General features: G+C 41.2%; 11 protein-coding genes. 4 read left to right on the top strand and 7 right to left on the bottom strand.

Features of this window, described 5'->3' with window-relative positions; translation table 11 throughout:
• Positions 1 to 39: 39 nt before the first annotated feature.
• Both KFQ09_RS08065 and KFQ09_RS08060 read right to left on the bottom strand, forming a co-directional pair.
• Positions 40 to 1467: an alanine/glycine:cation symporter family protein gene (locus KFQ09_RS08065; protein WP_017358609.1), complete on the bottom strand. Its 1428-nt coding sequence runs from the start codon at positions 1465 to 1467 to the stop codon at positions 40 to 42.
• A gap of 33 nt (positions 1468 to 1500) precedes the next feature.
• Positions 1501 to 2481 carry a glutaminase gene (locus KFQ09_RS08060; RefSeq protein ID WP_017358608.1) on the bottom strand — a complete coding sequence of 327 codons (981 nt, stop codon included), beginning with the start codon at positions 2479 to 2481 and terminating at the stop codon, positions 1501 to 1503.
• Between the two features lie 516 nt (positions 2482 to 2997).
• Here KFQ09_RS08060 and KFQ09_RS08055 point away from each other — a divergent pair.
• From KFQ09_RS08055 to KFQ09_RS08045, 3 genes are all read left to right on the top strand, one after another.
• Positions 2998 to 4284: an ATP-binding protein gene (locus KFQ09_RS08055; RefSeq protein WP_017358607.1), complete on the top strand. Its 1287-nt coding sequence runs from the start codon at positions 2998 to 3000 to the stop codon at positions 4282 to 4284.
• A 4-nt stretch (positions 4285 to 4288) separates the two neighbouring features.
• Positions 4289 to 5227 carry a response regulator gene (locus KFQ09_RS08050; protein WP_060832041.1) on the top strand — a complete coding sequence of 313 codons (939 nt, stop codon included), beginning with the start codon at positions 4289 to 4291 and terminating at the stop codon, positions 5225 to 5227.
• Positions 5228 to 5420: 193 nt separating this feature from the next.
• On the top strand, positions 5421 to 6512 hold the full coding sequence (locus KFQ09_RS08045; RefSeq protein ID WP_046342543.1) for an SEC-C metal-binding domain-containing protein: 1092 nt from the start codon (positions 5421 to 5423) through the stop codon (positions 6510 to 6512).
• A 48-nt stretch (positions 6513 to 6560) separates the two neighbouring features.
• Here KFQ09_RS08045 and KFQ09_RS08040 read toward each other — a convergent pair whose 3' ends face one another.
• From KFQ09_RS08040 to KFQ09_RS08025, 4 genes are all read right to left on the bottom strand, one after another.
• Entirely contained in the window at positions 6561 to 7601 is a 1041-nt protein-coding gene (locus KFQ09_RS08040) for a DUF4352 domain-containing protein (protein WP_039963227.1), read from the bottom strand.
• A gap of 313 nt (positions 7602 to 7914) precedes the next feature.
• Positions 7915 to 8571 (bottom strand): response regulator, encoded by a 657-nt coding sequence (locus KFQ09_RS08035; RefSeq protein WP_074041729.1) that lies wholly within the window; start codon positions 8569 to 8571, stop codon positions 7915 to 7917.
• Positions 8568 to 9779, bottom strand: coding sequence for a sensor histidine kinase (locus KFQ09_RS08030; protein ID WP_249476535.1), 1212 nt, complete (start codon positions 9777 to 9779; stop codon positions 8568 to 8570). The genes KFQ09_RS08035 and KFQ09_RS08030 overlap by 4 nt, the downstream gene beginning before the upstream one ends.
• A 22-nt stretch (positions 9780 to 9801) precedes the next feature.
• A complete protein-coding gene (locus tag KFQ09_RS08025; RefSeq protein WP_234781014.1) occupies positions 9802 to 10329 on the bottom strand; it encodes a DUF1453 domain-containing protein in 528 nt (175 codons plus the stop codon).
• 93 nt (positions 10330 to 10422) lie between these two features.
• On the opposite strand from KFQ09_RS08025, the gene KFQ09_RS08020 reads away from it, so the two are divergent.
• Positions 10423 to 11352: an aldo/keto reductase gene (locus KFQ09_RS08020; protein WP_144626385.1), complete on the top strand. Its 930-nt coding sequence runs from the start codon at positions 10423 to 10425 to the stop codon at positions 11350 to 11352.
• A 238-nt stretch (positions 11353 to 11590) separates the two neighbouring features.
• Here the strand turns inward: KFQ09_RS08020 and KFQ09_RS08015 are convergent, their stop codons facing one another.
• Positions 11591 to 12385 (bottom strand): sensor histidine kinase, encoded by a 795-nt coding sequence (locus KFQ09_RS08015; protein ID WP_234922815.1) that lies wholly within the window; start codon positions 12383 to 12385, stop codon positions 11591 to 11593.
• Between the last annotated feature and the right edge of the window lie 151 nt (positions 12386 to 12536).

Genomic DNA, 12536 nt, shown 5'->3' with positions numbered 1-12536 from the left:
AGAAATAAGCTCTGATCATATGACCAGAGCTTATTTGTTTTATCCGATTTGATTCTTTTTCAAGGAAACAGGTTCGTCGTCCCAGCATTCAATCTCTTCATTGTTTGGAACAGCGTTTTTATAGAAAACAGGATCTTTGCCTTCTTTTTTCTGTCTCATGTAATCCTTCAGTGCTGCAAAGGCGACTTTGGACAACATGGTAATGGCAATGAGGTTGACGATGACCATGAGACCCATGAATAAGTCGGCTAGACCCCAAACGAGAGGAACAGTCGCAACAGCTCCGAAAAGAACCATGCCAATGACAGCAACACGATAGATGTTGAGCCAAATTTTATTCGCTCCCAAGAACTCAATGTTCGTTTCACCATAGTAATAGTTACCAATTAACGTACTAAAAGCGAATAAGAAAATCATGATCGCCAGGAATCCAGAAGCCCAAGGGCCAATGTGCTGGCTTAATGAAGCCTGAGTTAGCTCAATTCCTTCCAGATTGGTTGTTTTATACGCATCAGAGAACAGAACAAGAAAGGCTGTGCTTGTACAAATAATTAACGTATCTGTTAACACACCAAATGCTTGGATTAATCCTTGTTTGACGGGGTGGCTCGTGACAGCAGTTGCTGCTGCGTTAGGGGCACTACCCATACCGGCTTCGTTTGAGAAGAGACCGCGTTTAATCCCTTGTAACAATGCTCCACCTAATGTACCGCCGGCAAACTGTTCAAATCCGAAAGCGTGCTTCACAATCGTACTGATGACACCTGGTAGTTCAGTGATATTTGTGATAATCACAAAGAAAGCAATCCCGATGTAAGCAACGGCAAGAAAAACGACAATATATTCAGATGCTTTTGCAATCGCTTTGATCCCTTTGAAAATAATGAACGCAAAAATAACAGCCATAACGATTCCGACAGTTAAACGATCTAGGCCAAAAGAGTTTTTAAAAGCGACGGTGATTGTATTTGATTGCACGGCGTTAAAGACAATCCCAAAAGAGATCGTGATCAGGATGGCAAATAAAATCCCCATCCAGCGCTTATTTAATCCTTTTTCCATGTAATAAGCAGGTCCACCGCGGAATCCTGTTTTATCTTTTACTTTATACACCTGAGCTAGTGTACTTTCAACAAAGCTTGAAGCAGAACCGATAATCGCTACGATCCACATCCAGAAGATTGCGCCAGGTCCACCGATCGCAATAGCGATGGCAATCCCTGTGATATTCCCTGTTCCGACACGTGCTGCCATACTGATGGCAAATGCTTGGAACGGTGAGATTCCCTCTTTTTCTTTTCTTCCTTCTTTTAGAACACGCAGCATTTCTTTCAGCATTCTGACTTGCAGGAAGCGTGATCTATATGTGAAGTAGACCCCTACTCCAAGTAACAGAGCAATGATTAGATAAGTCCAAATAAAATCATTTGTAGTTGTTAAATAAGATAGCAAAGCTTTTTCGTTCATAACATCACCTCTTCGATTTCATCACTGTTCTCTTTAAAAAATACTGAGATCCCACTCTTTGGCGAGTTTCTTCAGCATCATGACACCGGTAATACTATTTCCACAATCGTCAATGGCAGGACCATAAATGCCGATACCGCAGCCTGTCTGAAATGGGAATTCTCTTCTTGCGCTTGGCGGAACGCAAGCCATGATTCCTCCAGACACACCACTTTTGGCTGGAACGCCTACGAAAGCAGCAAAATTACCAGACGCATTGTACATGCCGCATGTCAGCATCAATGCCTTTGTTAGTCTTGCGATATCTTTTGGGATGACTTGGACTTGTTTAAAGGGATGGTAGCCATCACTTGAAATAATCAGTCCAATCAAGGCGATGTCCTCTGTTGTAACCTCAATGGAACATTGCTTTAAATACACTTCTAACGTGTCCTCGACATCTGATTCTAAGTAATTGGTTTCTTTTAAATAATAAGCAAGTGCCCGGTTGCGGTGTGCAGTTGCCCATTCTGATTGATAAACTTCTTCATTAACAGAAGGACGCTTACCTATTAAGTTTTCGATTAAATCGAAAATATATGCTAGCTTTTCTGTAGAAGTCTTTCCAGGAAGGATGGAGGATACGGTAATAGCTCCAGCATTAATCATTGGATTAAAGGGCTTCCCTGGTTTATGCATCTCAAGGCGGTAGATGGAATTAAATGCATCACCAGTTGGCTCTACATCTACCCGATCCAAGACGTACGGAACGCCTCTTCCTAAACAGGCAGCTATAAAGCTGATGACTTTTGAGATACTTTGCAGGGTAAAGGGAACGTCCCAATCACCAAAACGTACAGATGATCCATCTGGGCCTATCACGCTGATACCAAGTTGAGAGGAATTTACTTTTCCGAGTGCTGGAATGTAGCCAGCGTTCTGCCCGTTTTTGTAATACGGACGTATTTCTTCTGCCCATTGATCAACAGAAGACTGGCATGCGTGTTGTGTATTATTAGAAATTGCTGTTTTCATACGATTCCTCCAATCAAAAATCAAAAAGTACCCTATTGAATTGGCGGATGACAAAAAATGCGATCAAATAGGCACGAAAACATGTTACACATCTTCAAAGAACTTGTCATGCGCTGCTTGTACCACTCCTTTACACCTAAATATATGTTCAAATGAAGGCTTTGGCGGCGAAACAACAAAAAGGGTTTTTAGTGAAAATTCAGAAAACGCTTACATATAGTTTCACTAAAATTGTTCATTCAATTTATCTTGGAAACTACACAATCTGACGAAAATCTACAGAAAAACTTACAAATAAAAATCAGTCCGTATGCAATTGTCTAAACAATTCCCATTATTGTAGACAATCTCCAAATGTAGAATAGCTGAAAGGTCACCATGCCTTCTCGGAGAATAGTCATAAAAAATGATTTTGAAGAGAGAAGAAGCCGTGAAAATAATTTTTTTGCTCATTGTGAAGCAAAGAGTCTCCTTGTATACTGTGGCTATGTAAACAGGGGAAGGGATGTCAGTCATTTGAGTTTAAACCAGCTTGTCAAAAAAGACGCATTTATTTTGATTTTTATGATCGTCATTGTGCCGCTTGCGGGAGAGCTGAAGTTTTATCCTGTGAATGAAACATTTCGTATTAGTTTTGGGGCACCTGCGTTTTTCTTTTGCTTATTACTTTTAAGAAAATCAAGACCATTGCTGCCAGGTTTTTTAACAGGCGCAGCCATTGTCCTATTTCGGGTAGGTTTAGATCTTATTCAGCAAAAAGCTGATCTGGCTCTGTCATTTTATCAGCAGTTTCCGAGCTTCTTTTTTTACTTTACTTATGCTTTTCTTTTCTTTGTTGTCCGTACAGGACGTTTTAAGCAGCGTTCCATTTTTATTGGGCTGATCGGACTGATGATTGAACTGCTTGCTGATTTTGTTGAGCTGTTTGTACAATTTTTAGTGTTTGATACAACCATGACTTTCTCAAAGCTGAGTGATATGATCCTCATTGCATTTGCTCACAGCTTCGTGGTCATCAGCTTTTTTAATATGATGAGGCTGTATGAGGCACAATCAAGAGAGAAACAAATCATGAAGCAAAATGAGCATATGATGATGGTCATTTCAAATTTATATGAGGAAACAGTTCATTTAAAGAAAACGTTAAATCATACAGAGCACATAACGCAAGAATCCTATCGGCTCTATCGTCTGCTGAATGAACATGAGGCAGGAAAGAAAGTGAGTCAGGAGCTGCTCAAGCTTGCAGGGGAAATACATGAAGTCAAAAAGGACAATCAGCGTATTTACGCTGGGCTTTCAAAGCTAATTTCCAAGGAGAATATGCAAGATTATATGAGGGCAGAGGATCTTGTTCAAATCGTGATTCGCATTCAAGAGAAATATGCGCTATCTCTCGGGAAGAACATTTCCTTTACATCTGATATAAAAGGCATTCACTTGCATGAGTATCATGTGTTCATTTTCTTATCGCTGATTAATAATTTAATGGCAAATGCAGTTGAAGCAATCAAGGATGATGGAGCCATCTCACTCGTATTAAAAGGGAGTCATGATAAAATAGAGATTCGGGTTGAGGATGATGGACCGGGTATTCCTGAGAAATTGAGAGAGATTGTATTTGATCCTGGATATACCTCAAAATTTGATGCATATGGAACACCGTCAACTGGGATTGGCTTATCCTATGTGAGAGAGCTGGTTCAAGAGCTGGACGGTCAAATCCAGATTGAGCAAAAAGAAACGAAAGGAACAGCTTTTCAGCTTGTCCTTCCGATAAAAAATTTAATACAGAGAGGGTGAGTGTATGCGATTTTTCATTGCAGATGATGATCGTGCAATACGCTCGATTTTAGGTCAGATCATTGAGGATGAGGATCTAGGAGAGGTCGTGGATGAAGCTGATGACGGCATAGGATTAGAAGCGCATTCATTGAACCTGAAAAAAGTAGACATCCTTCTGATTGATCTTTTAATGCCAGCTAGAGACGGCATTCAAACCATACGTCATATTCACCCTGAATTCAAAGGAAAGGTCATCATGATATCTCAAGTAGAAGCAAAAGAGATGATGGCAGAAGCCTATGAACTTGGAATTGAATATTATATTCATAAACCCGTCAATCGAATTGAGATTGTCAGTGTCATTCGAAAGGTCATGGAGCGGATCAAGCTCGAAAAATCAATTTACGATATTCAAGCTTCTCTTCGGCATGTGCTGCCATTAGAGCCAGTGCTTTCTCATGAGACAGGTACTGGATCAAAGCGAAGAACGATGAAAGAGGCAGGGGAATTCCTCCTATCTGAATTAGGAATTGTCGGAGAGAGTGGCTCTAAGGATTTACTAGAGATCTTGATCTACTTACATGAAACGCAGACAGCCAATTCTCATGAGGTGAATTTTCCGCCATTAAAGCAGCTATTTATCAAAACGGCGGAACGAAAGCTTGGTCGTGGTGCGTCGGATGTGGAAGTAATGCGGGAAGTGAAAGCAGCAGAGCAGCGAATTAGACGAGCCATCCATCATTCCTTAAATCATTTCGCATCACTTGGGCTCACAGATTTTTCAAATCCTAAATTTGAGCACTATGCGTCGAAGTTTTTTGATTTCACTGATGTCAGCCAAAGAATGAAAGAAATGCAGAAGACTTCTTCATCTGCAGGGTCAACAGGCAGAGTCAATACGAAAAAGTTCGTGCAAATCTTTTATTTTGAAGCAAAGCAGCTATTCGAAGGGATGAGCTGAGGGAAATCTATTGGAATGATTGGAGAAAATAAACAGAGACAGAGTGCTTTTGACTATGAGCCGCCTTGCTCTTTTAGACGTCTTTGTTATTTATCTGATCATTCTGATTTTTCTTTTTTCTTGAAAATAAAACTCTCCTGTGCAATCGTTTGTTAAAATAGTGAGGTTAGACTAGAATGTCGGAGGTTTTATTTTGGGAAAAATTAAACGAAATGCGCTCTGCCCATGCGGAAGCGGAAAAAAATATAAACATTGCTGTGGTCAAAAGTCAGGCGGAGAACAAACGTCTGAGCTTGTGTTTAAGGAAGCTGTACAAGTTCAAAAGGATTTAATGAATTATGCGTTCTCTAAGCATCAGAGAGCGATCAATCAATTCATTAATGAGTTTTCTTTCCTAGCAGATATGGATAAAGAAACGCAACAAATCTCAGTCTTTCATTTGAGTGTATGGGGCATTTTCTTCCGCCCATTAACAGATAAGAAAGAGACCATCTTCCAAGAATTCCTGACAAAAAAAGCAGAAGATATTACCCGTCCTAAAACAAGACAAGTGGTTGAATCTTGGACAGACATGGAGCCATCTTTGCTTTTATTAAATGAAAAAACGGACGAGTCTCTTTACTTTGAGAATATGGTGACAGCTGAGAAGGTTGAAGTTGATGTGAAGCCGGATCAAACTGTGCTGCCAGAGAAAGGTAGTCTTGTTCTAGGTTTCCCTGTTCAGTTTGAAGAAAAAGCAGAGTTTTTCATTCAATATACGATGTTTGCGAAAGAGTTTACTGATACGCTTCTTCTTCAAGTTCGCCAGCTCGTTGAAGCACATGAGGCAAACGGAGGAGCACATAGTACATTTATGAGAGAAGTCTTCCCTGAAGTGCTGAAGTGTATGTTTGCGAAGCAAGAAGTTGAAGAAACAGAAGCGCCTGCTCAAACAGAAGGAAGTACAGTAGGACTATCAGCAGATCGGATGGACTGGGCTAGTGATGTTCAGCTGGAAACAGCCAAGCTGATTGAAGACGGGATGAAAGAGCACGGTGACCAAAGCCTGACAGATGGCGCTTTAACGGTTTGGAAAGCTTACTGTGATCAGAAAGCACCTGTGATCCGTAAAGCGGCGTCATTTGCTGCGGGAATCGAATATTATATTCATTCACTTGCAAGTGATGCCCCGCTTTCTCAAGCACAAGTTGCTAAAAAGTATGGCATTAGTGCGTCCACTGTATCGAGCCGATTTAAAGACATTGAAAAAGCGGTCAAAGAAGAGCAAGAGACGACTGTATCATAGCATGAAAAAAGACGCGGCACCTTTCAAGGAGTCAGCGTCTTTTTTTCATCATCTTGTTTTAATAAAACCACTCATGTATTGCTCTGTATTATAATCATTGAGGTCAATTTTCCACTGACCATCTCCGTTACGTTTCATTTTCACTTCATACTCAGCAGGGCTTGAGACTGGAGGAAGCTTTTCAAACTCAGATGCGTACATATTCAAGCTTTTCTTATACAATTCTTCTTTCGAACGGATTTTGCCGTTGTAAAACTCATCTCTTTGTTTGTCGAGTTTGTCTTTTAAGTTAGAAGCATCAATACCGGTTACTTGAGCGACAACCTTCGCTTCGTCATCTGAGATGGTTTTCACACTTGTTTCTACTTTCGCTTTATCCTTCATTGTATTTTGCATGCGTTTGTACATGGATAAAATATCGCGGTCACTGACTTCGTTTCCATATATGCCCGCACTTCTCTTAAAGTCTTTCACAAACATTTCGTGATATTTATTAACGACATCTGATTGATTGTCACCTGTTAATTCTGAGAATTGATCATTCTTTTTGTCAAAAACAATGAGATCTGTATAAGCAGATAGCGCTTTTGCTGGGTTATCTAGCTTTTTCGCTGTATCTAGTATCTTTTCGCCATCTAGTTCAATTTCGATCGAATCGCTGTTTTTCTTGATGCTATCTTGGTACACGAACTGATATTTTTTGCCTTTATCTACTAGGAAATAAAGAGCTCCTGATAGTGATTTCCCTTTGTTCAATGACCCAAGATCAAGGCGGTCTTTACTGCCGTAGAATTTTAAATCAGAGACTTTGGCATCGTCCTGATAAAGGGTGAAATCAGAGTTATATAGTGAAAGGGCTTTGTCACCTTTGTTCGTGATCGTCAGGTTGACTTTTAACACCAATTCATTGTCTCGCAAGGTAGTTGTTGAGTCTTCTGGTAACGTATATTCGTAGCTATTCACTTTTACCTCTGCTGTTTTTGTTGATTTTTGGTCATCCTTTGTTGATTTTGCTGAGCTCTGGCAGGCTGCAGAGATGATCATCACGAATGAAATCATGAGGAGTGCACTTATTTTTTTAAGATTCACAGTTGATGCTCCTTTGCTTTTCTTTCGTCATTTTCTTCCCGCTATCTGACTGAGAAAAAAGAAACAGATAGAATGGTATATTCGGGTGTTAAAGGGGGAAATCTCCTAATGACGATTTGCACTATTCATTCTATCGAATTTCATTCGTGATGAGGAATAGGTTTTAGTCCCTATCTTTGATAGATTTTTACACAAATACCTATAAAAAACGGAATTTAATAAGTAGAATATACTAGTTAATAAGAATTAATTTATCTATTTATCATGGGTTTTAAATGTTTTTTGTATAAAATTCTTGAAGTGGAGGTATTTTTTATTTCACAAGGCGATGACGAATAGCGAAGACGACAGCTTGTGTCCGATCTTGTGCATTTAATTTCTGCAAAATGCGATGAACATGCGTTTTTACCGTACTTACACTAATAAATAACTGATCAGCAATGTCTTCATTCTTTAAGCCGTAAGCCATTTGCTGCAGGACGTCACGTTCCCGTTCTGTAAAAGATTCTTGAAGAAAATGAGTGTGGTGCCGATCATTTGCCTGTTGAAGGGCCTGGGCCATCATATGCTCGGAGGCTGCTGTTTTAAACACAGATTTGCCAGCAAAAGCCGTTCGAATGGCCTCAATTAAGTCCTCCGGCGATGTGTCCTTTAGTAAATAACCGACTGCTCCTGCACGGATTCCGTCAAAGACATATTCTTCTGTATCAAAGGTCGTCAGAATGACAACTTTGATATCAGGCTGCTGATTTAAAATGTGCTCTGTTGCTGTGATACCATCCATTTTAGGCATTTGGACATCCATCAGTAGGACATCTGGTTTGCGGCTAGCGCAAAGGTCCACTGCTTCCTGACCGTCTGCCGCTTCCCATATAACCTCAATATCCTCTTGAGCACTTGCAATATAACGAAATCCTTGGCGAATCAGCGGTTGATCATCAATTATGCCAATTGAAATAGGGTTTTTCATGATAGGGTATCCTCCTTGATTGGGATTTGAACAAGTATAGAGAAGCCATGTGGATCACGAATGGAGGTCTTGAGATTTCCCCCTGCTGCCTCACAGCGGGCTTTCATACCTGACAGGCCAAACCCGTATGATATGCTGCCGCCGTTTACATATCCATCATCTTCAATGTGCATGATGAGCTCTTTATCATCATTACATAATGTAATACTCATCGTGGTCGCTTGCGCATGCCGAATTGTATTGGTGATCGCTTCTTGCAAAACACGATAGAACAGTTCAGATATAGCGAGCGGCCATTTTTTATATGTGAGCTGATCGGTATAAAAGTGAAGCTCAAGCTCTCCAGTCATTTCTCCTTGTTTCACTAAGCTGCGGAGTCCTGCAAGACCAAGTCCTGCATCATCTGACGCCATATGATGAACAACGGAACGGACCTCGGTGAGACAGTTTTTAGAAATGGAGATCAGTTCATCAAATGTTTGAGCCATCTGTTCAGGTTTTTCTTGTTTTAAGCGGTAGGGCAGAGATTGAAGCTGCACAATCATAGACGTTAATTGGTGGCCGATGCTGTCATGCAAATCCCGTGCAATTCTGCTTCGCTCTTCCAGCACAGCAAATTGCAATGACTGAACCGTCGCTTCTTCCAGTTCGATATGAGCCTGTTTCAATTTCTCATGTGCGTCTGACAATTCACGGTGAACCAGCTGAAGTTCTCCGAAGTGTTCTTCCTTTAATTCTTGTTCCCGCCGCCGCATTCTAGAGATCAAGACGATGGTATACACAAGCAGCTGGAATAATGGAAGGGTGATGACCATGCTCCAAGAAAGCCCATTCACGTAGTAACTTACACCACTGGTGAGAAAGATCAGTCCGAATAAATAGGGATGATGTGCCTCTGAAAAACGAAAAGCAATAAAACCAATCATAAAAAAGGTGAGCCCGATACTGTCTTGCAGATGTCCTGTGACGATCCAAAGGAGATGTGTCAGTATCCACATCAAGAAGAGCATGGAAAATTGCTTTTTAGGTGCCAGCTTGTTTTTTGGAAAAAGACAAAGAAGAAACACCAAATAGGCGAAGGTGCGAAACACCAATTCGCCTATAGAAAGTGGCTCGTACATTTGAATATACATATACGTCAACACAAGACCTAACACTACTTTTCGTCTCATTTGACCTAAAAGCTCGAGTGGTTTCTGAAGATTCATGTGTAAAACTCCTGTCTGTCAGTTAAATGGCTGCAGATGCTTTGAGGGCCATATATTTTTTAAAAAGGATGAACCGCAATCCAATCATGCTTCCGACTGGCAGTAATGTCAGGCCATTTGCAAAGATTATCAGCGAATGACCGCCGTCTTGAACAAATGAGCCAACTGCCATACGTATCAGGATAACCCCAATGAAAAAAAGGGTTCCATAGAGAGAGCTTGCGGCAGTAATACGCCCTGACTGACGATCAAATGTTACTTTATATAGTGTACCTCTCCATAGCCCGATTGCAAAACCTACAAGTACAAAGACTGCCATTACGAGCAGGCCGGTAGCAGTGATTTGCACATGCTGCATGAATGAATAAGAAAGAACAGCTAATAAAATCATCGGACCTATCAGAAGTTTGATTGGACGAACTTCTTTTTCCTTGCCTGACCTTAAAAGTAGAATGACGATGATAATCACAATTTGAATGGTCATGTGATGAACCTCTTTTCGTTTAAGTGTATCTTCATCATACGAATCTTTTTCTTTCAAAGCGTCCACCTCCAGATTGATTTTAAGAGAGCAGAATACTTGAATGTTGAAAATGATTCATGGGAAAATAAGGATGATTAAGCAGATAAGGGAGATGAGCTTTTGAAAAAAGTAACGCTTGGACGAACTGATTTACTGGTGAATCCGATAGGGCTTGGAACAAATGCAGTAGGCGGGCATAATTTATTCCCGAATCTGAGTGAAGATGCAGGGCGGGAGCTGGTAGAAACAGCTCTTGATCATGGTGTCAATTTCTTAGATTCTGCTTTTATTTATGGGCTGGGCCGTTCAGAAGAATTGATTGGTGAGATCATTGCCAAAAGAGGCGGCAGAGACGAACTGGTTCTTGCGACAAAAGGGGCTCATAAAGAGGTAAACGGGCAAATCGAACTGGATAATAGCCGAGATTTCTTAAGACAGCAAGTCGAAGACAGCCTGAAGAGGCTCCAAACCGATTATATTGATTTGTACTATATGCATTTCCCAGATGGCCGCACGCCGCTGGATGAAGTGGCAGGTACTTTAAAGGAATTGAAGAATGAGGGGAAAATCCGGGCAATTGGGGCATCAAACCTTGATTTTGAACAGCTTCAAACCTTTAATCGAGATGGATACCTAGACGTGCTTCAATCAGAGTATTCTCTGCTGAAACGTCAGGCCGAGCAAGACCTTCTCCCATACTGCGTGGAGCATGGGATTTCCTTTATCCCTTATTTTCCATTGGCGTCAGGCCTGTTGACTGGGAAGTTTACAAAGGATGCGACATTTGATGATATTCGAGCAAAGGACCCGCTTTTCCAAGGTGATGCTTTCCTTCAAAACCTTGAAAAAGTAGACAAGCTGAAGGCCATTGCGCAATCAAAACATGCCGAAACAGCTCATGTAGCGCTGGCGTGGCTATTGGAGCAGGAAGGCATTGATGCCATTATTCCTGGTGCAAAACGAGCCGAGCAAGTCTTGCAAAACTTGAAAACAAACGATGTTCAATTAACAAAAGAAGAAATCAACGAAATCGATCAGATCTTTTCTTAATATAAAAAATAAGGTGCGAAGCAGCACCTTATTTCAGATTGTTGACAAAGGGCTAAAATGACCTTGATTTTAGCCCTTTGTCTTCTTTTCAGCGTGATAGAAAACCTTTGCAGTCTAGGAAGGACGAGTACCGGCGCGGAGCGAATTTGATATTCGTGAGCACCGGCACGCAGGACTGACACCGAATGCGAGGGTTTGTCTACACGCTGAAATAAGGTGCCAAGCAGCACCTTATTTTTTATGCCATTGTGAGAGGAATCTTGATCACGAGCCTCAGGTTTGGAGAACGATACGTAAAATCAAGCGTGCCGTCTGCCTTTTCAACAAGCTGATGAATGATATAAGTACCCATACCTTGATGATCACCGCCTTTTGTCGAGCGGCCAAACGTCTTGAACAGATGATCTAATACGTGTTTTTCCATTCCCTTCGTACTGTTTTCACAATGAATCAAAAAGAGCCCGCTCCGGATGGAAGTCGTGATCGAGATGCTTCCCTCGTTCCCAGCTTGCTTCGCTTCAATGGCGGCATCTAATGCGTTATCAAGCAGGTTGCCAGTAAAACTCACCTGATCCGCTTTAGAAAAAGGAAGAGAAGAAAAGGGTGCTTGAAGATCTAGTGAAAGGGCAATCTCCTCTTTTTCAGCCCGCTGGAAAAAGGAATGAAGGGAGGAAGCCAAATAAGCATTTTCCCCTTTGATCCAAGGGAAATGTTTCACGTATTGCTGAATCAAATCTTTGATCTCATGCTCGTCATTCGATGCGGAAAAGGCATTTAAATGTCTAGCTGTTTCATGGTGTTTACTTCGCAGCTCAAGCAGCAAGTCATTGGTTCTCGACTCAGCATGAATCAGCTCTTGAAGCCGTCCATTTAATCGTTGCTCCGTTTGCATCATCTTGATGGAAAGGAGATCGGCTGTCAAAATGATGATGACAGTTAAAAGATGGCTTAGTCCATTTCCGTGCGTGAGAAAAAGTGAAATGCCTGAGCAGGTAATGAGCACAAAAGCGCCTAATATCATGTAACCACTCATAACTAGCCAAAACCTTTTGTAAATGAAAAAGGTGTAAAGGCACAAGATGCAAAAGGTCAGAAGCCACACCATGCTTGATGACAAAGGCAGAACAGCGTTAGCAGCAGCATGAACTGCAAGACCCAGCCAGATGAGCGTATATATGCGAAAT

Origin of the sequence: Bacillus sp. FS02 (genome assembly GCF_024398395.1) — a bacterium.
In the GTDB taxonomy this organism is placed as follows: domain Bacteria; phylum Bacillota; class Bacilli; order Bacillales; family Bacillaceae; genus Bacillus; species Bacillus altitudinis.
This window is presented reverse-complemented; position numbering and strand designations above follow the sequence as displayed.